This window comes from Cytobacillus sp. MT66, assembly GCF_058792595.1.
The window spans coordinates 120,950-143,018 of record NZ_JBXAFB010000010.1 but is presented as its reverse complement, the minus strand read 5'-3'; the positions used below and the strand labels follow the sequence as shown (position 1 = coordinate 143,018).

Sequence of the window (22,069 nt, the reverse complement as noted above, 5' to 3'; positions counted from 1 at the left end):
AAGGACGCAAAGTCATATGAACAATCATATGTACTTAAGGTCTTCTTATCTTCCAAGCTCTTATCTGCTTGCTGGAGTTGGCACGGTACGCAATGTCCGCTGCCGAGGTATCATCGGGCCAGTCCCTCCACCTCTCTGGATAAGAAAATATTATTTTATTAAAATATAAAAGCCCTCTTCAGGCAGAAGAGGGCAGAATGTCAGTTCCATATCCTCTTCTTATCTTTCAAGATTACTTGCTGGAATTGGCACGGTACGCAATGTCCGCTGCCGAGGCTTCACAGGGCCAGTCCCTCCGCCTCTCTTGATAAGAAGTATTTTTAATATGATAGTAACTATACATCTCGTAAATATAATTGTCAACACATATTTTATTATTCTTTTAAATTATTCAACTATACTTAAAAATTATCTTAAAATAACTTAAACTTTTTTATTGACTAAATTATCTGATAAATGTGATAATAGATGCATACTAAATTGTCGACAATGTTGTATGTTTATAATTGGACGGGGATGAAGATGGAGACAAATACGAAAAAAACGATAGCGATAAAGATTGCTGAAGAAATTACGGCAAGGATTGGAAAGCGCATGCTGCATCCAGGCGAACACCTGGTTGAAACCGCGATAGCCGAGGAATTTAAAACAAGCCGATCGCCTGTGCGGGAGGCGCTCCTCATGCTGGAACGGGACCGCCTTGTGCAGAGGATTCCCCACCAGGGAGTCGTTGTCCGGCGATTTACAAGAACGGATATTCATGAATTATACGATGTCCTTTACCGTCTTGAAGAGATCGCAATGGAAAAGGCAATCGCCAACATCCAGCCAGAAGATGCGGCAAAGCTTGAAAACGTGATCAAGCGGCAGGAACAGGCTGTAAAGGACCAGGATGTAGAGCGCTATTATGATCTGAACGAGGAATTTCACCAATTCATCTTTACGATTGCCAAGAACAAGGTTCTAAGTGAAACGTACGTATCGCTCAGGCGGTCCGCGCGGCCTTTTCGGATGCTGTCGATGGCTCAGGGTTCAAATATGGCCACATCCCTGCATGAACATAAAGAACAGGTCAAAGCTTTGATGAAAAAAGACGTCAGCACAGGAAAACGAGCGATTCACGAACAGGAAATCCGTTCACTTCGCTCACTAGATATAATATTTCCAGAATAGTAAAAATTCTAGAGGGGAATGAAGCATATGATGATCGGTTTTGTTGGTATTGGAAAAATGGGGCGTTGGATGTCAGAAAATTTATTGAATTCAGGTTATAGTTTGACCGTGTTTGATATGAATACTGAGGCCGTGAAGCCTTTACAGGAAAAAGGAGCGATTGTAGCACCATCTGTCCAGGAGCTCGGCGAACAGAGCGATATCGTGATTACCATGCTGCCGCATTCCAAGGCGGTAGAAGCTGTACTGGCAGGTAAAGATGGGCTGTTTCAATCCATGAAGCCAGGCGGGATTATCATTGATATGAGCAGTTCCTATGTGTTCAGCACAAGAAAACTGGCTGAAGATGCGAAAAGCTTTGGATTAACCTTAATCGATGCGCCGGTTTCCGGAGGGGTTAAAGGAGCCAAGGCTGGCACGCTTACCATCATGGTTGGAGCCGAGGAAAAGGATTATGTAAAGGTGCTGCCAATTTTAGAATCCCTAGGAAAAGCGATTAATCTAGTCGGACAGACCGGGGCAGGGCATGCACTTAAGGCGGTAAATAACTATCTGTCTGCGACATCCCTATATGCTTCATGTGAAGCAATGATCCTTCTTAAGAAGCTTGGCATTGATTTAAATGTGGCGCTGGATACGATCAATACAAGCTCAGGACAAAGCTTCTCCACTCATTATAAGTTCCCGACCTTTATCCTGCCGGAAACCTATAATTCTGGTTTCTCTTTAGATTTATTGCTAAAAGACGTCGGCATGGTCAATAACATCGCCAAAGACACGAAGGTTCCGGTTCTTCTCGCTTCTTTAGTCGAACAAATCTACGAAGGTGCAAGCAGAACAGGGGAGCCTGATCAGGATCATACAGAGATCATCAAGTTTTTAGAAAGAATTTCTAATGAACGCTTACATAATAAGGAGGTCTTGTCGTGAAAAAACAATTATTTATTAATGGAGAGTGGCTGGACGCGAAAGAATATACAACGCTGATTGCCCCTTATTCAGAAGAGAAGCTGGCTGAAATTGCAGCAGCATCCCCAGAGGATGTGGACGCTGCGATAGATGCTGCCGACCGTGCAAGAGCCCAGTGGGCTAAAACGCCTGCCCACGCACGCGCGGAAATTCTCGAAAACCTCTCAAATTTAATTGAAGAAAGATTTGATGAAACGGCCAGGATTATTTCTCTAGAGGCCGCTAAACCGATCGAAATGGCTAAGACTGAAGTTGCCCGCACGATCCAGACGTTTAAGTTTGCGGCAGAAGAAGCCAAAAGAATCCATGGCGAAACGATTCCATTGGATGCAGCTCCTGGAGGAGAAAGAAGGGTGGCTTATACGGTGCGCGAGCCAATCGGGATCATTGGTGCAATTACACCGTTTAACTTTCCGCTGAATCTAGTCGCGCATAAGGTCGGTCCAGCGATTGCTGCTGGAAATACAATCGTGCTAAAGCCTGCGACACAAACGCCGCTATCTGCTTTACACCTGGCACAACTGACACAGGAGGCCGGCCTTCCAGTTGGTGTCTTGAATGTGGTGACAGGAAGAGGAAGCGTGGTTGGCGACAGGCTGGTCACTGATGACCGGATCAGCATGATCACCTTTACGGGAAGCCCGAGTGTCGGCATCGGCATCCGAAATAAAGCCGGATTGAAAAAAGTTACGCTAGAACTTGGCTCCAATGCAGCCGTCATCATCGATAAAGGGACAGACATTGATAAAATCATCCCTCGCTGCATCATCGGTGCGTACTCTAATCAGGGCCAGGTCTGCATTTCCCTGCAGAGAGCCTACGTGCATGAAAGCCTTTATGAGGAATTTGTTGCGAAGTTCATTGAGGCAAGCAACAATCTGAAACTTGGCGATCCTTTAGAACCTGCAACAGATGTCTCAGCGCTTATCTCAAAAAATGATGTTCAAAGAGCGTTAAATTGGATTGAAGAGGCGAAAAGTGCGGGAGCCGTTGTTGCAACGGGCGGCGAAGCCCAAGGGAATATGCTGCGTCCGACCGTTATTTTAGAAGCAGATCCGCAAATGAAGGTATCCTGCCAGGAAGTCTTTGCGCCAATTGTGTTAATCAACAAGATCTCTTCAGTAGATGAGGCGATTGATTTAGTGAATGATTCACGCTATGGCCTTCAGGCAGGCATCTATACCAAAGATGTCGATGTAGCGCTTGATGCCGTTGAGAAATTGCAGGTTGGCGGCGTGCTGATAAACGATATCCCAACGTTCCGTGTGGACCATATGCCTTACGGCGGTGTCAAAGAAAGCGGCACAGGCCGTGAAGGGCTGAAATATGCCGTAGAAGAAATGACGGAAATGAAACTTGTCATTTGGAATAGAAACTAAGCCTGTTTTGAAAAAGGAATAGGATAGGAGGTTCTAGAGGCGATGAGTGGACTTTCACAGTATGAGGTTTATGCCATCAAATATGCAACTCGTGAAGCCAAGGCCACCGAGCATTTCCACGGTCCTGCTGATCCGCATGAGGATTATTCCATGCCGATGGATTACTTCATCTGGCTTATTAAATCGGATAAGCAAGCGATTGTCGTGGACACCGGGTTCAATGAACAGGTGGCAAAGGAAAGAAACCGGACGTTTTTGCGCTGTCCGGTCAGTGTCCTGCCTCATCTTGGAGTGGGTGCAGATTCAGTATCACAGGTGGTCATTACCCACATGCATTATGACCACTTAGGGAATGCCGAAAAATTCCCGAACAGCCAGTTTGTCGTTCAAGAATCGGAAATGGCATTTTGGACAGGCAAATATGCATCCAGGAAGCAATTCCGTATCCATGTAACGCCTGATGATATTGTCTATCTGGTCAAAGAGAATTTTAACGGCCGGATTTCATTTGTGAATGGAAGCAAAGAAATCATGCCGGGAGTTACCGTACATAAAACGGGCGGGCATACAGAAGGGCTGCAGGTGGTCGAGGTGCCGACAGAAAAGGGAAAGGTTATTCTGGCTTCGGATGTCACCCATTTTTATAAAAACATCCAAGAGGACCGGCCGTTTTCCATCGTTTCAAATCTTGCCCAGATGTATGATGCGTTTGATTTTGTCACCGATCTCGCTGAGTCACCGGATCTGATTATTCCGGGACATGATCCTGCGGTAATGGAAAGATTCCCGGCAGTCAAAGGGCTGGAAGGCATTGCTGTAAGAATTGCTTAATTAGTGAATTCCATGCATTTTTGCATGAAAAATATAAAAAATAGTGAGGAGAAAATGAACATGAATAAAGAGTTATTTGACAAAGGATTAGAGATCAGAAGAAGTGTATTAGGAGCTGAATATGTTGATTCATCCATTCAAAGTGCGGATGACTTCAATATGCCAATGCAGGAATTAGTCACACAGTATTGCTGGGGGGAAGTATGGGGCAGAGAAGGACTTGACCGCAAAACAAGAAGCATCATCAACCTTGCGATGATTACAGCGCTGAACCGTCCGCATGAACTGAAGCTTCATGTAAGAGGAGCGATTAATAACGGCTTAACAAAGGATGAAATTAAAGAAGTATTCTTACAGACTGCGATCTATTGCGGTGTTCCTGCAGCGATTGATAGCTTCAGAACAGCGAAGCAAGTATTTGCGGAAATGGAAAACGAATAAGATTTATCGGAAAAAGGCCGGAGTGAACCCGGCCTTTTTTAATAGAATAGTAGTTTAGATAATCCCTTTCTCGTAAAGCTTTGCAATTTGCTCGTCGGTTAATCCGATTTCTTTTAGTACTTCGTTGTTGTATTCGCCGACTTTCGGCCCGAGCCATTTGATTTCACCAGGAGTTTTGCTTAATTTTGGCACGACACCTGGGACTTTCAGGGAGCCAAGCTCTGGATGCGGGACATCGACAATCATGTTTCTCGCTTTATATTGCGGGTCCTTGACAATATCTTCAATGCTGTAGATGGCGCCGGCCGGAACGCCGTTTTCGTTCAAAATATCGACGCATTCCTTCAATTCATACTGCATCGCCCAATCCTCAATCATTTTATCGATAAAATCAACATTTTCCCATCTCTTATCGTTGGTTAAGTATCTTTCATCTCCGACGAGATCTTCTCTGCCCATTACTTTCAGCAGGCGCTGGAAGATATTATCGCCGTTTGCGGCAATGGCAATATAATGGCCTTCTTTTGATTTGTACACATTCGAAGGGGTTACGCCAGGCAGAATGTTTCCGGTCCTTTCGCGCTTGACGCCGGCAAAATCATATTCAGGAAGCATGCTTTCCATCAAGCTGAAAATCGCTTCGTACAAGGCCACATCGATCGTCTGTGCTTCCCCCCTATGGACATCGCGGTGGTAAAGGGCCATCATAATCCCGATCACAGAATAAAGTGCAGCTACGGAGTCGCCAATGCTGATGCCGACCCGTGTCGGAGGAAGGTCAGGATAGCCGGTTAAATAGCGTAATCCGCCCATCGCTTCACCAATCGCACCATATCCGGCGCGGTCTCTGTAAGGGCCGTCCTGTCCATAGCCGGAAATATGGCTGACAATTAAGTTTGGATTGATTTCTTTTAAGACCTCATCTGATAATCCCCATTTATCTAATGTGCCTGGGCGGAAGTTTTCGACTAAGACATCGCATTCGCTTAATAACTTTTTTGCCACCTCTAATCCCTCTTCGGACCGGCAATCCAGGGAAATCGTCTTTTTATTTCGTGACTGCACATACCACCATAGGGAAGTGCCTTCATGAAGGACCCGCCAGCTGCGTATCTGATCGCCCTTTTTCGGCAGTTCGATTTTAATGACCTCTGCACCGAAGTCAGCAAGCACTCTTGTGCAGAAAGGGCCGGCAATTAATGACCCCATTTCTAATACTTTAACCCCTTCTAAGGGTAGTTTTTTCTTTTCCATTGTTCATTGCTCCTTTGCTATTCATTGAGATAATGATTCTTTATGATGCCTTGTAAAAAAGCCTGAAGATCAGCTAAAATATGCTTTCTCATTAACGCTTCCGCCCGATCGGGCTCGCTGTTTTTCAAAGCTAGCAGGATTTCCGTATGCTCCTGGATGAAAGATGACCGGAATCCCATGGCGCCGGTCAGTACCCGATAGCGCATCGTCTGTGTCCGGATGTTGTCCATCATTTGAATTAACGGGGCGTTATGGCTTGAGGCAACGAGCTGATCATGAAAAAAAGTGTTCTTTTCAATCGTTTTTCCGATATCCCCTTTGGCATAATAGCTCTCTGCTAAAATAATCGATTCTTCGATTGCTTCCATAACCGGGCTGCTGATCTGGCCGATTGCCTGTCTAACCGCGAGTCCCTCTAAGACTGACCGGCATTCGTAAAGATTAATGATGTTCTGCTTGCTCAACCGGGTGACCTGAGTTCCCTGAGAAGGAAGGGAAATGACGAGACTTTCTCTTTCCAGCCGGCGCAGGGCATCGCGGATGGGCGTCCGGCTCACGCTTAAGGTTTTTGATAAATTCGCCTCAACGATCTTTTCTCCAGGCTTTAATTCCCCCTTAATAATCATCTCTTTGAGCGCATAAAAAACTTGTTCATTTAAGTTGCTTTTTTTAATATCAGCAGTCACAGCAGCACTTCCTTCCTGAAATGGCGCAGCTAAATGTATGCAATTATGTATTTGTACTCAATATCTATATTGTATACAATATTACAGAATGAATTTTCTGTCAATTGTTTCAGGCATAAAAAAAGAGGAGCATCGCTAGGAATGCCCCTCTTTTTTGGTATTTAAGCCAGCCTTTTTAAAGCATGGCGTTCTTCGATCCGTTTTTCAATTTTCTCCATGGCTTTTTTATCTCTCATCAAATCACGTTTATTTTCTTCGATTAGCTCTTGTAAGGATTTTTTAAGCTCTTTACGCATGGTAATCCAGCTCACTTTCAATATTATTTATCTGAATTTTCTATACTATAATCATACACCGTTTTTGACCGTTCTAAACGTCCTATATTTGAACAATGTGTGAAGTTTTTTACAAATTCAAATTTTTCTGCCATATATTGCCTAACTTTGCGGTTCTTAATGGTTTGGAAGGTTTTTGGAATCCTGGATTGTGTTAAGATGGACGTATCAAAAAAGCTTTGGTGGTGCAAAACATGGACAGAGTTCGGCTTAGGAATCTTGGAATCTGTATCGGAAGGCATCAGACTGGACCTTATAATGCCATTACAGATGTTTTAGGCGTTCAGGTGGGGCAGATAACACTTTCTTATGAGAAAGAGGATGGACGCAAGGTTCGAACGGGGGTAACGGCCATTTTGCCGCATGAGGGGAACTTATTCCGGGAAAAAGTGCTTGGGAGCTCATATGTGATAAATGGGTTCGGCAAAACAGTGGGGACCATTCAGCTGCAGGAGCTTGGCGTCATCGAAAGCCCGATTCTTCTGACCAATACGCTGTCAGTTCCGGCTGTTCTGGAGGGGACTATCCGCTATCTTCTCGAGCAAAATACGGAAATCGGCGATACGACCGGCACGGTGAATGTGCTTGTCGGGGAGTGCAATGACGGCTATCTTAATGATATCCGCGGACTTCACGTGAAGCCTGAGCATGCCCGGCTAGCGATTGAAACCGCGACAGCAGGGGCGGTCGAAGAGGGCTGCGCCGGCGCGGGAACCGGCATGTCCTGTCTCGGCTACAAAGGCGGCGTCGGGACAAGCTCGAGAATCGCTTCCTTCGGGAAAAATCAATACACAGTCGGTGCTTTTGTCGTCAGCAATTTTGGCGAAGAAAAGGATTTGCGGATTCCAGGCGGCGGCTGGCTTCACCACCCGGAAAAAGAGGAAAAGCTGCCTGATGGATCTATTATGATGATTCTGGCAACCGATGCGCCATTAAACGAAAGGCAGCTGGGGAGACTGGCCAAACGCGCGGCTTTCGGGCTTTCGAGGACGGGTTCGTATGCGTCCCATGGCAGCGGTGATATCGTCATTGCCTTTTCAACAGCCCACCGGATTCCTCACGAGCTGCCGGAAGATCAGGAATGCCTTCCATTTCAGTTTTTGCGTGAGGATGGCCAGTTCATTTCGCAGCTGTTTGAGATGGCGGCAGAGTCCGTCGAAGAAGCCATCTGGAATTCGCTGTGCATGGCAGAAACAACCGAAGGCAGCAATGGGAACATTCGTAAGGCTATTCCTTATTCAACTTTACTGGGAAAGGATCGGTAAAGCAGAGTAAATCTGTTTTTGAGAGTATGGTGTCCCTGGTCGCATTTCTATCCTGGATTTCCATATCCTTCATATTTGTCCAAGTGCGAGAATACCTTTTATATAGGACAAATGATGGGATGGGGGATGGATATTATGCAATATTATTACGGGAATCAAATGCCTTTAAGGGTTTTGGATGAGGCAGAGTTCTGGAAACACCAGGAGGAAGAGCATACGGTCGTCATCCGGGAATTGGTAAAGGACTTGGAACAGGTCTATGTCAATGCCATGAAGGAGTGGGAAAAGGCATTAGGCGAAACCCACCAGCATGTCATACGCTTTATTGAGACGGTGGCGCGCTCAGGGAACGCGGTGACGCCTGCTCTATATCAGGATGTGCTTAAACTAGTCTCCTTCTGTTTGGACCAGAGCCAAAAATTCATTGCTCTATGTGCACAGATTAAAAATGAGAGCGAAGTCATCAAAAATAACCAGACGGCACAGGTTGTTCTGGACCATATTATCCGTGAATCCGAGTATTTTATCGGGGTAGCGCAAACAATTTTATATCAACAATAAGCTGTCGGCTTTGCTGGCAGCTTTTTTATTTTTTAATTGTTGGGCTGGGTTTCTGGAAGCGCAGTAAAAGGCACCCGCTGCCGATGGGCACCGAATGCTTTTAAGTGAAGCATAATAATTTCGAAAAGAATTAAGAAGATTTTAATTGAGAAGAAAAAAGAAGATAAACAAGACCAGTCTTGCAAAATCACACTCTAGCGAAAACAGGTTTGCTTAATAAAATTCGATGAAATCAAAAGCCAGGTTGATGAAAAATAACGTATGGATCGCTGCAAAAATAAGCCCATGTTTTGTCAATTTATTCATAATCATCAGCTCCTTTGTGACATTAATTATAACACTTTGTCACAAAATGTTCAAAAAGAAATTTTAGTAGATGTTGATTTTTTTATACAAATGTTGTAAGCAAACCTTTTTCGTCTTCCAAATGACACTGTTTTAGTAGATACCCCGTGATTACATAGGTATTTCATTCCCTCCTTTAAACGATTTTTAATACAATTCGTGCTTATGATCTGTTTTTTTGAAACCACATCTGAATTAATCTGGGATATTCAGATTGACAGTTATATCATTAAACGATATATTGCATATAATGATATATCATAAAGTGATATAAGGAGTGGATAATGATGGCGAGGAGTGATTCGCTTGAAATGGGGGAGCTGACGGACACGGCTTACTACATTTTATTGTCCTTGGTGGAAGCAAGGCACGGATACCTGATCATGAAAACCATTGAAGACATGACCCATCAGCGGTTTTCCATCGGGCCTGCCTCGATGTATACGACCATCAAAAAACTGCTGGAAGCTGGTCTTATTCAGCTGATTGACGATCAGGATCCGAAGAGGAAAACCTATTTGGCAACAGATAAAGGACTCGAGCTGTTAAAAAAGGAAGTCACGAGAAGACATGAAATGGTGCGGCATGCAGAAGAGGTGTTTGAGAAAAGAGGGGAGCGATGGGGATGAGAAAAACCAAATATATGCCTAGCGGCGGGCTGGCTTTTTACGAAGAAAAGGAAATGAAAAAGCTTTCGGACTTGGCAAAAGAGGGCTGGATATTGGAGGGCTTTGCCTTACTTGGCTATAAATTAAGAAAAGGGGAGCCGATGGATATTGACTATTCATTGGACTACCAAAAGGATGCTGACGATGAGTACTTTGCCTTCTTCGAGGAAGCCGGTTGGTCCCATGTTTGTACGGCTGGCAGTGAAATTCATATTTTCCGTGCATCGGCCGGAACTACACCAATCTATTCTGACAAACCTACGATTATCGAAAAATATGAACGGGAAAAAAGACAGATGGGGAGGGCGGCGCTGCCGTTTCTCATCTCGACCGTATTCTTCTTTCTCTTAAGTCTGATGAGCCATTCCGGATGGCTGTTTGAGTCATTGCGGCCGGTTTTTTATAGTATCGGCATTGTTTCGCTTGCTATTTTGGTCTTTCCAGGTCTTCCGTACCTTTCCTATCTATTTAAACTGAGTAAGCTGCGAAAGACAGGTCTTTAATGAAGAATGCAGCCTGCATTTGATGAGGCCGACTTATCTAAAGTGTAAAGGGACGGCACAATTTATTTTAATAAGGAGAAGGATGATGTCGATCCGAAAGAGAATCAATAGTTTGTTAAAATAAACGAGAAAAGAGGCTAAACTATGAAAATTGCCGATGTCCCATTTTCTACGGTTGATTGGAAAGAAATCACACCTTCTACGCACCCAGGAATCGAAGGCTTTGCTCTTTGGCGGACTTTTGAAATGGGCAATATCAGAGTTCGAATGGTTGAGTATTCTCCTGGATATAAAGCTGATCATTGGTGCGATAAGGGGCACGTCCTTTTAGTGCTTGAGGGTGAACTTTATACGGAACTTTCGGACGGTAAGACAGTTAAATTAACCCCCGGTGTCAGCTATCAGGTTGCGGATAATACAAATGCGCATAGATCCTATACGGACACAGGTGCAAAATTATTTATCGTTGATTAGAAAGAAAAATTGCAAAGGGGGAGTTAACATGTCTGTTAACTCCCCCTTAATTAGCTCTATTATTCTGCAGTCTAGCTGGGTTCTTTTGATGAGGTCTAAAAAGTTAACTCATTCGTCCATAATTTTTCTTCATTCTTCAGCAGGTGGTGCAGCATTTCTTGGCGTGCTTGATGAGGGTCCCTGCATATAATCGCATTGAGTATTCTTTCATGTTCTTCGTGGGCTTCAATGACGTATTGTCGGGAAAGCAGAACAGATTGCTTTTTCGTAATTTTAATGGCCTCAAATATCTTTGGAGAAATCGCATCAAATATGGATAAAAAGATGGAATTATTAGAGGAGACAATGATGTGATAGTGAAAATAGAAATCTTCTTTAATTCCAATTTGATCTTGTTGATTTTTATTTATTAGGTTGGTATGAGCCTTTTTAATGCTGCTTATTTGTTCCTTGCTGGCTCTTTCGGCTGCCAGCCCGGCTGCCTCAACCTCAACGATCCTTCGGAAATCCAGGATTTCCTGCAAGGTCTGCTGATTGATAATTAGCTGGGTAGTAATATTTTCAATAAATGTGGTTCCGCTGACTTCCTGAATGATGCTTCCAACGCCTGGCTTCTTCTCTACGATCCCCTTTGATGCCAGAATGCTTAATGCCTCCCGAACAGCCGCTTTGCTTACTTTAAACACTTCAACCAGTTTATCCTCAGAAGGTAATTTGTCCCCAGGTGCTAATTTTTCATCCTTGATATATTGAACAATTTGATAAACAATTTCTTCATATAAGCTTTTTTTCTGTATCGATTTTAAAGACATTTATACACCCTCTCTTTTGGGAAAAAAATAATAATCAAATAATATAAATTAATTAAAAAATTAAAAAAATTTTATTTACAAAATAAATAAGGTGATGTAAGGTTGTTTTATAAACCTATCTTTAAATGTTCTAATGGTCATACCAATGCAAAACGATATATTTAGATTATACGAAATATTTAGAAAAATGTGGAGTTATATTTTTATATTTGCATGATTTGAAGAACCAAACCGCAGATTATCATCCTTGTTAGAACCTCAGAAAAGATACATATTTTCCCACTCGATGTTTATTTACAGCATGTTTATAGCAGTTAGATAGAATCCTATGAAATATTAAAAATACTGATTTTTTAATACGAAATTTTAAATTTTACAGACAGGAAATGAAATAATAGTATTTAATTGAATAAATATATCTGAATTTTGGTTATTATCTCTTAATTCGAGGAACGCTTCTAACTTTAGTAGTTTTATATTTTTTGATAAATAAATAAAAAAATAGGGGGAATACCATGCGTAAATTAAGTATTGTTGCATCGTTATTGCTTATGCTGTCTATGGTTCTAGCAGCTTGTGGCGGAGGAGGAAGTTCAGAAACCTCTTCATCTGAAGGAGGATCCTCTTCTGATGAATCTGTCACATTCCTCATCAGTTCTGTGTATCCAGAAAGCAATCATATTGGACAAGGGATGGTTCAGTTTAGCGAAAAGGTAAAAGAAGCAACAGGAGGAAAGGTAAATATTGAGCTCCGTCCAGATGGAACATTAGGCTATTCAAGTGCCGACCATCTAAAGGTTGTGCGTGACGGCACCGTTCCAATGGCAGACCTTCTATTAAGCAGTGTAGCTGGAGATGAATATCTTTTAGGCATTGGGTCTTTGCCATTTCTTTATCGGGATTTTGAAGAATATAAGATCTTTAATCAAATTGCCCGTCCTTATTTTGATAAAGTGGTTGAAGAAAAGTGGAATCAGAAAATCCTTTACACTTCTCCTTGGCCGCTGACAGGATACTGGACAAAAGATGAAGTTAAGTCATTAGACGACCTTAAAGGATTAAAAACACGTACATTTGATGATTTAACTACTCGTGTTGCCAGTGCTGTAGGCAGCACGCCATCACCGCTTCCGTTTAATGAAGTGTACTCAGCTTTATCTACAGGTGTTATTGATTCAGTAATGACTTCTACCACTTCCGCAGTGGATAGCAAATTCTGGGAAGTATTAGATTATTATTTGCCTATCAGTGTTATGGCGGGAACCAATGCCTTAACTATCAATCTGGATAAATTTAATTCCCTGGATAAAGAAACTCAGGACCAAATGATCCAGGCAGGAAAAGAAATTGAAGATCAGCTTTGGAGCAGCGTGGAGCAGTTGGGTAAGGAAATGGAAAAGAAAGTAAATGAAAACGGAATCACTACATCTGAAGTAAGCGAAGATCTCATTGTTCAATTAGAGGATCTTACGGAAGATATCAGAAAAGAATGGTTAAGCAAAGCGCCTCCTGAGGCACAGGAGATTGTTGATAAGTTCTATGAAGAGGTAGGACGTTAAAATAGAAAGGCAGCCGGTATTGTTTTTTAGCGGCTGCCCTTTTTATCTGATTGCTTTCTTACATCCAAGAATATAAAGGAGGAATATGATGGAAAAGGTAATTCGCTTTGTTGATCAAACGAATAAGGTATTTGCTTATATTGCAGGAGCACTGATGATATTAAGTGTTGCTCTAATCATCACGGAAATTGTCGCCCGTGCTGTGTTTAACAGCACGATTTATATTACAACCGAATACACAGCGTATTTTATGGTGGGGATTACATTTTTGGGACTGGCCTATACACTGAAGGATAAAGCACATATTCGAATGACGTTTATTTACAAGATATTTAAAGGCCCAAAGGCTCGGATGATCCTTGAACTATATACTAATATCGTTGGATTAGCAGCCTTTCTTATTATTACATCTGCCACGTTTCACTTCTTTTTGGACTCATTAGTTTCAGGAACACAATCGATGCAGCTGACCAAAACGTATTTGGCCATTCCACAGTTTATTCTGCCTTTAGGGTCTCTCCTTCTATCCCTTCAGTTTTTTGCTGAAATATCAAGGACAGTTATCAAGTATCGCAGAGGCGAGTTTGTTATTAACGAGGAAGAAGATGCAGAGCTTCAAGCAGCAGGCCACTAAAACATCATTTAGAGGGGGGAATTTGAAATGGATATCACCGTAATCTCGTTAACCATATTAGGCCTATTAGTTCTATTTTTAGGAAGTTCGATTTGGGTGGGGCTCTCGCTTCTGCTCGTAGCCTTCTGCAGCTTTATTTTCTTTACAGATACGGATCCGTTAAATGTATTAACGAATATTCTCTGGAATCAAACAAACAGTCCAACCATGGTTGCTTTGCCGCTATTTATTTTTATGGGGGAGATTCTCTTCCGAAGCAATATCAGCAATAACCTTTTTAAAGGCTTAACGCCATGGCTGGCCTTTTTGCCAGGAAGACTCATTCACGTAAATATCGTTGCCAGCAGCTTGTTTGCGGCGGTCAGCGGGTCATCTGCTGCGACGACGGCAACGGTTGGAAAGATTACCATGCCGCAATTAATGGAGCGAGGCTATAATCGCTCACTCAGCATTGGCAGTTTGGCGGGTGCTGGGACATTAGGCTTCCTGATTCCGCCAAGCATGCTGATGATTGTTTATGGAATATCAGCTAACGTTAGCATAGGGTCCCTGTTTATTGCGGGTGTTCTTCCAGGAGTTATTCTAGCTATAGGATTCAGCTCGTATATTCTGATTCGATGCATCATCAATCCTGATTTAGCTCCAAAAGCGGAGAACTATACATGGTCCGACCGGTTAAAGGCGCTTCCGCTGCTGCTGCCTGTTATGTTTTTAATGCTGATGGTTTTGGGAAGTATTTATGCAGGATGGGCAACTCCAACAGAGGCTGCAGCCGTCGGTGTATTTGGATCGCTCCTTTTAGCAGTTTTAACGAAAAGCTTATCAAAGGAAGCCTTTATCGAGGCTATTTTAGGTTCGATAAAAACAAATGCTATGATCATGTTAATTGTTATCGCAGCTGCTTATATGTCTGTAGTCGTTGGATATCTGGGCCTTCCTGGAAAACTGACAGCTTTCATTGCAACACTTGGTCTTTCAAAGTATGAACTCATTGTTATCATGGTGATTATGTATATCCTGCTTGGCTGTATACTGGATGGATTCTCTATCATTTTAATGACTCTTCCATTGGCCTTGCCTCTAATTACATTGGCAGGATTTGATCCGCTTTGGTTTGGTATTTTCTTAATCCTTATGATTGAAGTGGCCCAGATTACTCCTCCGGTAGGGTTTAATCTATTTGTCCTTAATGGATTGACGGGAGACAGTGTGGGCAAGATTGCCAAGTACAGCATGCCGTCGTTCTTCATTATTTTAGCACTCGTATTGCTGATTACGTTTTATCCTGGCATTGTCACATGGGTTAGTTTGTAGGGGTGGGGGCTACCTTTAAATGTTCAATTCATAATTAATCGAACCGTGTTATAAGCTAGAGCAATTTCCCTTAGGGTAATTCTGGGACAGGGCTTCTTGAAAGGGAGATGTATTAATGAATGCACTTTTTGATTTAGATATTCGGCCACTAGGAGAACAGGCCTTAATCATCAACTTTAAAAATGAAATATCGGTAGAAACAAACAGCCAAGTGCACTCCTTGGCCTTCCTTATTAGGGAGGCTGATATTCGCGGGGTGAGACGGGTTATTCCCACGCTGCGCAGCCTAGCGGTTCACTATGATCCATTGATGATCAATTATGATGAATTGCTTGTTCAGCTAAAAAATTTACAATCTCTTGATGATAAAGCCGAACATAGCAGAGGCCGGGTAATTCATATTCCAGTGGTTTATGGCGGAGAGGATGGTTATGATCTGGGGGATGTTGCCAAAAGGACGGGATTCAGTCCGGAAGAGGTTATCGATCTCCACTCTTCCCGTCACTATCTAATCTATATGCTGGGATTTATCGCAAGCTACCCTTATTGCGGCGAGATTGATCCTAGACTGTCATTGCCCCGGCGGACGAGCCCGAATTTTAAAGTGGCGAAGGGAACGATTGCTATAGCTAATGAGCAGACGATCATTATCACGAATGAATCCCCGACAGGCTGGCATGTCATTGGCAGGACCCCATTCGAAACATTCAATCCCTTCATCGATCCCCCGACGATCTTTCGTGCGGGGGATTCTATCAAATTTGTCCCCATTACATCTGACGAGGCACAAAGTTGGGATTCACATAAACAGAGAGAGTGGCGGGAAAAATGGAATTTCTAGAGATTATGAAACCAGGCCTGCTTACAACGATACAGGATCTTGGCAGAAGAGAGTACCAGATCTATGGGGTATCAGCCTCTGGGGCAATGGATCCTCTTTCTTTGAGGCTGGCTAACATATTAGTCGGCAACAAGGAGGGGGAGGCGGGGCTGGAAATCACGATGTTAGGCCCAAGAATAAAGTTTATGGCCGATGGGTTAATCGCTATTACAGGAGCTGATCTGTCCCCAAAGCTTAATGGAGAAACTGTTCCGCTATGGAAAACGGTCAGAGTTTCCCATGGAGATATTCTCGACTTTAGCTCTATTAAATATGGATGCCGTGCATATGTGGCGATGGCGGGCGGCATTGATGTTCCGACAGTAATGGGGAGTAAGTCTACCTTTCTTCGAGGCGGGTATGGCGGATTAGACGGGAGAAAGCTGCAAAAGGGCGATGTTCTTTCAATTGGGGAAGCGAAGACAAAGACTAGTACTCTAGCGAGAAAGCTGCCGCCATCCTATATTCCGGATTACCAAGAGGATCGGAAGGTAAGGGTTATCCTTGGCCCGCAAAAAGACGCTTTTACGCAAGAAGCGATTGATCTCTTTCTTTCGGCTCCTTATCGAATCTCGACCAATTCAGACCGTATGGGCTATCGGCTTGAAGGGGAGTCGCTGACACATGTAAATGGGCCGGATATTTTTTCTGATTGCATTACAGCTGGTTCGATTCAGGTGCCTGGAAATGGACAGCCCATTGTATTAATGGCCGACTGCCAGGTAACGGGCGGATATACAAAAATAGGGGTTGTGATTGGGGGTGACCTTCCCTATCTGGCGCAGAAAAAACCGGGCGATTTCGTCTATTTTGAGGAAATTGCCGTAACAGAGGCTCAGAAACTTTGGAAGGAGCAGGAGAAACTATTAACTTTAATGAATACAGTTAATTATGCTTGTATGTAAATATTTTTTTAAAGGAGAAAAAAATGAAATCCCTTCATCCTACTATTCTAGTTTTTAATCCCGATCAATCTGTTGCCAAAACTTACGCTGAATCCATTCGCGAGTACGGATTCACATCTGTACAGGCTTCATCTTCATCAGAGGAGGCAATCAGGCTTCTTCCGGAAACGGAAGTGATTTTGGGATGGAAGTTTCCTCTGGAACTGCTTAGCCATCCTGAAGCTGCTTCTGTCCGCTGGTTTCAGTCGATGGGAGCCGGTGTCGACGATCTGGTTGCAGCCGATTTCATTCCAGAGCACATTACCCTTACAAGAATTGTTGATCAGTTTGGAGCTTATATATCGGAATATGTGTTTACCTTCCTTCTGCATATCGCAAAGGACGTACCCCGTATGAGGCAGTCACAGATGGAAAAGCGTTGGGACCCGTTTATTTCCGACTCGCTGGCTGGCAAAACTATTGGTGTGGCTGGCCTCGGGTCCATTGGATCGGAAATTGTCCGAAAGGCAAGGGCCTTTGATATGAACGTGCATGGCCTGAGCTTTAGCGGAAAAAATGCATCATTAGTGGATGCTCATTTTACTGCTGACCAATGGAAAGCATTTGTGGAAGATCTTGATTATCTGGTCCTTACACTTCCTTTGACAGATGCCACACGGAAGGTTCTTAACAAAGATCTTCTATTAGCTATGAAGCCTGATGCCTGTGTGGTCAATGTAGGCCGCGGGGCATTAGTTCATGAGAATGATTTAATAGACGTCATGCAATCAGGCAATCTTCAGGCAGCTGTCCTTGATGTATTTGAAGTGGAGCCGCTGCCAAAAGACCATGCTTTCTGGAGCATGGCAAATGTATATGTGACTTCACACCTGTCCGGGCCAAGCACGGTTGCCGGGGTAAGCAGATTCTTTGCAGAGAATCTAAAGAGGTATGTGAATGGGCTGGAACTAATTGGGATTGTGGATCGGAAACGGGGATATTAAGCGATAAGAGCATTCCTATTTATGGGTGCTCTTTGACTTTGCCTTGTTTCACTTTTGATGCGGAGGTAAGGGGAAATGGAGAGTCAATCATTAAAAGAGAAAAGCATATTAATTACAGGAGCTAGCCGCGGCGTCGGCAGAGCCATAGCTTTGGCATGCGCAGGCCAGGGAGCTAATGTCATCCTGGCTGGGAGAAATATTGAAAGAATAGAAGAAGTCGGTCAAGAGATTCAAAGAATGGGAGGAAGTGCCCAAAGTTTCACTTTTGACTTAGAGAGTGAGGCCTCCATTCAACATGCCACTCAAACCATTCTTAATCAAGTGGGAGAGGTAGATGTCCTGATTAATAATGCCGGTTTAGGCCATTGGTCAAAAATACATGATACTCCCGTTGAAGTATGGGATCAGGTAATGAATGTAAACTACCGATCAACCTTTTTGATGTGTAAATACCTGCTTCCGCATATGTATGAGAGGGAGAAAGGTCACATCATTAACATTTCCACCGTTATGACCTCCCGAGGCGTGGAGAATATGTCAGCCTATGTGTCTTCCAAAGCCGCAGTCGATGCTTTTACAAGATGCCTGTATACAGAGGCGAAGCCGCATAATGTGAAAGTGACCCTATTGTCGCCTTCTACGATTGATACTGAATTCCGTGATCAAATGACAGAAAGACCGCCAATGACTGACAGCCAAAGGGAAAAAATGCTTCAGCCATCCGATGTGGCTGATGCCGTACTATATGTGTTAAACACTTCTCCGAGGGCCCATCCTGTATCGCTGAATATTGAAATGCAAGGATAAATTATTAAAGCGACTCATTTAGAGTCGCTTTTTTGGTGCGGGGCCTATTCATCTAGTACCCTGTCTATATTATAAAAGACCCTTCTTTTTGATAAGTTCGTCCACCCAGCTTCTGTCTAACGTGCCGGCCTCAATCTGATCAAGAACGTCCAGTTCATACGCCTGTACCGATTTGGCCTTTTCGAGAACCTCAGCAGCCTGTTCATAAGGGACCACAACAACTCCGTCACTGTCGCCGACAATTACATCACCCGGGTTCACAGGAACACCGGCACAGCTGATGGCCACATTGATTTTCCCTGGCCCTTCCTTGAAAGGGCCTCCTGGATTCGTCCCTTTTGCAAATACTGGGAACCCCATTTGTCTGATCGCTTCAGCATCCCGGATCGCACCGTCAACGACATAGCCAGAAATGCCATTTTTTTGGCCAATTTTACACATAATTTCCCCTAATAAGGCTCTCTCAATATCCCCGCCGCCATCCACAACCATCACATCGCCGTAGGACCCGATATCAATGGCTTTATGGATCATTAAATTATCTCCAGGAATCGTTTTAACGGTCAAAGCCTGGCCAGCCATCCGGACATGTGGTTCATTAAAATGTTTGATTCCCTTCATGGCATTAAATCTGCCCATGGCATCGGCAATAATGGTGCTGCCAATAGCTTTAAGCCCATCGATAATCTCACGAGGCAAGCGTGTTTGTGCGTGTTCCATGCGTAAACCCATTTTCGTACACTCCTTGTTTTTGATAAATTTTTTCTAGGAAAATATTTTTAGGATATTAAGTAGATCCTAGTTGTTTTTCTTATTATTTGATTGTTCTGAATTCGATTTGTACACCTTGGCAAACATCGTATGTGCTTTTGTTAAAATTGTAAAATTTGATAATTCGTAATGTAATATCAATAATTTGGATATGTTGGGGAATGGCTTTATTCTGCAATTTTACTGACTACTTCTTTGAAGCTCGTGGTATTTGTGCTTTTTGCGGGCTTCACCAAGAGAAGCTCCTTTTTTTACCTCATCAAGAATTAAGCTTTCCGCAGCATCGATTTCTTTAGCAATAGCCAAAACCTCGTCAGCACGGTTGCGAGGGATGACTAATACCCCTGTTTCATCGCCCATAATGAGGTCTCCCGGCCGCACCTGGATAGTTGAAATAGCGACGGTTTCGTTGACCGCTTGGACCATCACGCGGTCCTTTCCTGTTACCATATAGTGCCCGCGGCTAAACATCGGGTAGCCCTGTTCTCGGATTCCGTCAATATCACGGCATACTCCGTCAATGATTGTGCCTGCAATTCCTTTTGAAGAAGCTACGTAGGTTAAGATATCTCCCCAGACCGTACAGTCCGTACGCCCGCCGTTATCAAGGACAACCACGTCACCTGTTTCGCAGTCGTCGATATAGTCGCCGACCGTTCCTTTTTGCTCGCCAACCGGGCCATATTTGACCGTAAAGGCAGGACCGACCATTTTCTTCCCCAGTACAATGGGTGTTAATCCGTGGCAGCCGCCGCGGATTTGCAGCTTGTCAAGCGCGTCAGAAACGGTTGGGGTATCTAATTTCATAAACTCCTGAACGAGTTCTTGCGTGCTCATCCCCATTTAATTTTCCTCCTTTAAATCCCTCGAGAGAAAACTTACTTCTTCTCCAGCATTTTGTCGTAGCCTGATTTGCGGTCTACCTCAGAAAAAGGAACCCCGGAACGGAGCAGCTGTGCTATCTCCATTTCCCGATCAAATAGCTCCTTGCTCACCTGTAACACTTCTTCGGCGCGCTCAATTGGAATCACCGCAATGCCATTTATATCGGCCATGATTAAATCACCGGGACGTACCTGAACACCGCCTGCCTGCACAGTGCAATTAAAATCTCCCTGAACGTTTCGGCCTCGGGCTGTAAAAGGGACGATGCCGCGTGCATAGACCGGAAAGTTGATGTCGCGAATAATATCGACATCCCGTGTAGCCCCATCGATGATGACCCCGGCAACACCCTGCTGCTGGGCCGCATAGCTCAAAATTTCCCCCCAGCAGTTCTGGTCAACCCGGCCGGCATTGTCAATGACAATGATGTCGCCCTCTTCTGACACAGATAAGGCATCTGCGCCCAAATGCCCGGCTGGTACTTCTGGGCCAAAAGGGATGATCCTCATGGTAATGGCAGGACCAATGATCTTATCACAATCAAACACAGGGCGAATTCCGGCAACTCCGCATGGCATTCCAAGCTTATCTAATGCATCCGATACGTTGCAGGTTGAAACCTGCATGAACCCGGCGATCAGTTCCTTTGATGGACGTGCTATTTCTTTATTCATTATGATCACTCCACTTTTAGCTTCTATGAATCTGTTCGTCATGCCAGCGGCCAACAGGAGCTATTTCTATACCAGCGTGTTCCAGCCTGTCTCTTACCCGGCGAATCACTTCCAATGCTCCTGGAGTGTCGCCGTGAACACAGATGCTTTCAGCCTTAATATCAATGAGTTCGCCGTCAATGGTTTTTACTTTGCTGTCAACGACCATTCGCAAGACATGTTTCACTGCTTCATCTGGATCTTTAATAACAGATCCAGGAAGTTTGCGGGATACTAGATTTCCTTCGTTTGTATAGGCGCGGTCGGCAAAGACCTCTTGCACAACGGAAAGACCTTTTTCGACAGCGGCTTTATGAATCTCTCCGCCTGGAATGACAAATAATTTTGTATTGGGGAAGACCATTTTAATGGAGTCTACTACTGCATTAGCCACGCGGCTGTTGACCACGCACATATTGCCCAGGCTTCCATGGGGCTTCATATGCTGGATTTCTACACCATGCTTTTGGCAAAATGCCTGCAGGGCTCCAATCTGATAGATGCAGTAATTGATCAGGTCAGCACTGCTTATATCCATTTCGCGCCGGCCAAATCCGATTAAATCAGGAAAGCCCATATGTACGCCAATGCCAACGCCGTATTCCTTGGCCATCGCAACAGTATGATCCATCACATTTGGGTCGCCTGCATGGAAACCGCAGGCAATATTGGCGGAGGTAATCAGCTTAATAACTTCCTCATCCATTCCTAATTTATAAGCTCCGAAGCTTTCTCCCATATCACAATTTAAATCGATTTTTTTCATAGTACCTCCTTGATTTCACTATTTATTTTGGAGATTAAATATCTGAATATTAATAATATTTCCTTATACCATTTTAAAAGGTGGGGTTTTATTTGTAAAACGGATTAATTGGAAATATAAAATCCATATAATCGATATTTAAAGGGGGATTAAAAA

The 22,069-nt window shown here is 43.7% G+C and carries 25 protein-coding genes and 2 riboswitches; of the genes, 17 read left to right on the top strand and 8 right to left on the bottom strand.

Features of this window, described 5'->3' with window-relative positions; all coding sequences use genetic code 11:
- Positions 1-42 precede the first annotated feature (42 nt).
- Positions 43-146: riboswitch (SAM riboswitch) on the bottom strand.
- Between the two features lie 70 nt (positions 147-216).
- Positions 217-314, bottom strand: a riboswitch (SAM riboswitch).
- A gap of 208 nt (positions 315-522) precedes the next feature.
- Genes AC1Q59_RS17975 through pcaC form a run of 5 tightly spaced genes read left to right on the top strand, consistent with a single transcriptional unit; the run spans position 523 to position 4,793 of the window.
- A complete protein-coding gene (locus AC1Q59_RS17975) occupies positions 523-1,173 on the top strand; it encodes a GntR family transcriptional regulator (RefSeq protein WP_492367239.1) in 651 nt (216 codons plus the stop codon).
- 27 nt (positions 1,174-1,200) lie between these two features.
- Positions 1,201-2,103, top strand: a complete 903-nt coding sequence (locus AC1Q59_RS17970; protein ID WP_492367238.1) for an NAD(P)-dependent oxidoreductase — start codon at positions 1,201-1,203, stop codon at positions 2,101-2,103.
- On the top strand, positions 2,100-3,521 hold the full coding sequence (locus AC1Q59_RS17965; RefSeq protein WP_492367237.1) for an aldehyde dehydrogenase family protein: 1,422 nt from the start codon (positions 2,100-2,102) through the stop codon (positions 3,519-3,521). Before AC1Q59_RS17970 ends, AC1Q59_RS17965 begins: the two co-directional genes overlap by 4 nt.
- A gap of 42 nt (positions 3,522-3,563) precedes the next feature.
- Positions 3,564-4,352: an N-acyl homoserine lactonase family protein gene (locus AC1Q59_RS17960; RefSeq protein WP_492367236.1), complete on the top strand. Its 789-nt coding sequence runs from the start codon at positions 3,564-3,566 to the stop codon at positions 4,350-4,352.
- Between the two features lie 60 nt (positions 4,353-4,412).
- Positions 4,413-4,793, top strand: coding sequence for a 4-carboxymuconolactone decarboxylase (gene pcaC, locus AC1Q59_RS17955; protein ID WP_492367235.1), 381 nt, complete (start codon positions 4,413-4,415; stop codon positions 4,791-4,793).
- Between the two features lie 54 nt (positions 4,794-4,847).
- Here pcaC and AC1Q59_RS17950 read toward each other — a convergent pair whose 3' ends face one another.
- The 3 genes from AC1Q59_RS17950 to AC1Q59_RS17940 all read right to left on the bottom strand — a co-directional run bounded on the left by AC1Q59_RS17950 (position 4,848) and on the right by AC1Q59_RS17940 (position 7,029).
- The gene (locus tag AC1Q59_RS17950; protein WP_492367234.1) at positions 4,848-6,047 is read right to left on the bottom strand and encodes a CaiB/BaiF CoA transferase family protein; all 1,200 of its coding nucleotides are present in this window, start codon (positions 6,045-6,047) and stop codon (positions 4,848-4,850) included.
- Between the two features lie 17 nt (positions 6,048-6,064).
- Positions 6,065-6,733, bottom strand: coding sequence for a GntR family transcriptional regulator (locus AC1Q59_RS17945; RefSeq protein WP_492367233.1), 669 nt, complete (start codon positions 6,731-6,733; stop codon positions 6,065-6,067).
- Positions 6,734-6,894: 161 nt separating this feature from the next.
- Positions 6,895-7,029, bottom strand: coding sequence for an FbpB family small basic protein (locus AC1Q59_RS17940; protein ID WP_492367232.1), 135 nt, complete (start codon positions 7,027-7,029; stop codon positions 6,895-6,897).
- 233 nt (positions 7,030-7,262) lie between these two features.
- Here AC1Q59_RS17940 and AC1Q59_RS17935 point away from each other — a divergent pair, with 233 nt between their 5' ends.
- The 5 genes from AC1Q59_RS17935 (at position 7,263) to AC1Q59_RS17915 (ending at position 10,884) form a co-directional block, all read left to right on the top strand.
- Positions 7,263-8,333, top strand: coding sequence for a DmpA family aminopeptidase (locus AC1Q59_RS17935; protein WP_492367231.1), 1,071 nt, complete (start codon positions 7,263-7,265; stop codon positions 8,331-8,333).
- A 135-nt stretch (positions 8,334-8,468) separates the two neighbouring features.
- Positions 8,469-8,894, top strand: a complete 426-nt coding sequence (locus AC1Q59_RS17930) for a DUF2935 domain-containing protein (RefSeq protein WP_492367230.1) — start codon at positions 8,469-8,471, stop codon at positions 8,892-8,894.
- Positions 8,895-9,523: 629 nt separating this feature from the next.
- Positions 9,524-9,868 carry a PadR family transcriptional regulator gene (locus AC1Q59_RS17925; protein ID WP_492367229.1) on the top strand — a complete coding sequence of 115 codons (345 nt, stop codon included), beginning with the start codon at positions 9,524-9,526 and terminating at the stop codon, positions 9,866-9,868.
- On the top strand, positions 9,865-10,410 hold the full coding sequence (locus AC1Q59_RS17920; RefSeq protein WP_492367228.1) for a DUF2812 domain-containing protein: 546 nt from the start codon (positions 9,865-9,867) through the stop codon (positions 10,408-10,410). Before AC1Q59_RS17925 ends, AC1Q59_RS17920 begins: the two co-directional genes overlap by 4 nt.
- A 144-nt stretch (positions 10,411-10,554) precedes the next feature.
- The gene (locus AC1Q59_RS17915; RefSeq protein ID WP_492367227.1) at positions 10,555-10,884 is read left to right on the top strand and encodes a DHCW motif cupin fold protein; all 330 of its coding nucleotides are present in this window, start codon (positions 10,555-10,557) and stop codon (positions 10,882-10,884) included.
- Positions 10,885-10,979: 95 nt separating this feature from the next.
- Here AC1Q59_RS17915 and AC1Q59_RS17910 read toward each other — a convergent pair whose 3' ends face one another.
- Positions 10,980-11,696 carry a FadR/GntR family transcriptional regulator gene (locus tag AC1Q59_RS17910; protein ID WP_492367226.1) on the bottom strand — a complete coding sequence of 239 codons (717 nt, stop codon included), beginning with the start codon at positions 11,694-11,696 and terminating at the stop codon, positions 10,980-10,982.
- 515 nt (positions 11,697-12,211) lie between these two features.
- Here AC1Q59_RS17910 and AC1Q59_RS17905 point away from each other — a divergent pair.
- The 7 genes from AC1Q59_RS17905 to AC1Q59_RS17875 all read left to right on the top strand — a co-directional run bounded on the left by AC1Q59_RS17905 (position 12,212) and on the right by AC1Q59_RS17875 (position 18,778).
- Positions 12,212-13,255, top strand: a complete 1,044-nt coding sequence (locus tag AC1Q59_RS17905) for a TRAP transporter substrate-binding protein (RefSeq protein WP_492367225.1) — start codon at positions 12,212-12,214, stop codon at positions 13,253-13,255.
- Positions 13,256-13,340: 85 nt separating this feature from the next.
- A complete protein-coding gene (locus AC1Q59_RS17900) occupies positions 13,341-13,889 on the top strand; it encodes a TRAP transporter small permease subunit (protein WP_492367224.1) in 549 nt (182 codons plus the stop codon).
- Between the two features lie 27 nt (positions 13,890-13,916).
- Positions 13,917-15,203: a TRAP transporter large permease gene (locus AC1Q59_RS17895; protein WP_492367223.1), complete on the top strand. Its 1,287-nt coding sequence runs from the start codon at positions 13,917-13,919 to the stop codon at positions 15,201-15,203.
- 115 nt (positions 15,204-15,318) lie between these two features.
- Positions 15,319-16,044 carry a 5-oxoprolinase subunit PxpB gene (pxpB, locus tag AC1Q59_RS17890; protein ID WP_492367222.1) on the top strand — a complete coding sequence of 242 codons (726 nt, stop codon included), beginning with the start codon at positions 15,319-15,321 and terminating at the stop codon, positions 16,042-16,044.
- Positions 16,032-16,988 carry a 5-oxoprolinase subunit C family protein gene (locus tag AC1Q59_RS17885; RefSeq protein ID WP_492367221.1) on the top strand — a complete coding sequence of 319 codons (957 nt, stop codon included), beginning with the start codon at positions 16,032-16,034 and terminating at the stop codon, positions 16,986-16,988. The genes pxpB and AC1Q59_RS17885 overlap by 13 nt, the downstream gene beginning before the upstream one ends.
- Positions 16,989-17,011: 23 nt before the next feature.
- Positions 17,012-17,971 (top strand): D-2-hydroxyacid dehydrogenase, encoded by a 960-nt coding sequence (locus tag AC1Q59_RS17880; RefSeq protein WP_492367220.1) that lies wholly within the window; start codon positions 17,012-17,014, stop codon positions 17,969-17,971.
- Between the two features lie 75 nt (positions 17,972-18,046).
- The gene (locus tag AC1Q59_RS17875) at positions 18,047-18,778 is read left to right on the top strand and encodes an SDR family oxidoreductase (protein WP_492367219.1); all 732 of its coding nucleotides are present in this window, start codon (positions 18,047-18,049) and stop codon (positions 18,776-18,778) included.
- A 69-nt stretch (positions 18,779-18,847) separates the two neighbouring features.
- On the opposite strand, the gene AC1Q59_RS17870 is transcribed toward AC1Q59_RS17875, so the two are convergent.
- The 4 genes from AC1Q59_RS17870 to AC1Q59_RS17855 all read right to left on the bottom strand — a co-directional run bounded on the left by AC1Q59_RS17870 (position 18,848) and on the right by AC1Q59_RS17855 (position 21,913).
- On the bottom strand, positions 18,848-19,510 hold the full coding sequence (locus AC1Q59_RS17870; protein ID WP_492367218.1) for an RraA family protein: 663 nt from the start codon (positions 19,508-19,510) through the stop codon (positions 18,848-18,850).
- A gap of 219 nt (positions 19,511-19,729) precedes the next feature.
- The gene (locus AC1Q59_RS17865) at positions 19,730-20,392 is read right to left on the bottom strand and encodes an RraA family protein (protein WP_492367217.1); all 663 of its coding nucleotides are present in this window, start codon (positions 20,390-20,392) and stop codon (positions 19,730-19,732) included.
- A 35-nt stretch (positions 20,393-20,427) separates the two neighbouring features.
- Positions 20,428-21,108 carry an RraA family protein gene (locus AC1Q59_RS17860; protein WP_492367216.1) on the bottom strand — a complete coding sequence of 227 codons (681 nt, stop codon included), beginning with the start codon at positions 21,106-21,108 and terminating at the stop codon, positions 20,428-20,430.
- 16 nt (positions 21,109-21,124) lie between these two features.
- Complete coding sequence (locus AC1Q59_RS17855) at positions 21,125-21,913, bottom strand: LamB/YcsF family protein (protein WP_492367215.1); 789 nt, start codon at positions 21,911-21,913, stop codon at positions 21,125-21,127.
- Between the last annotated feature and the right edge of the window lie 156 nt (positions 21,914-22,069).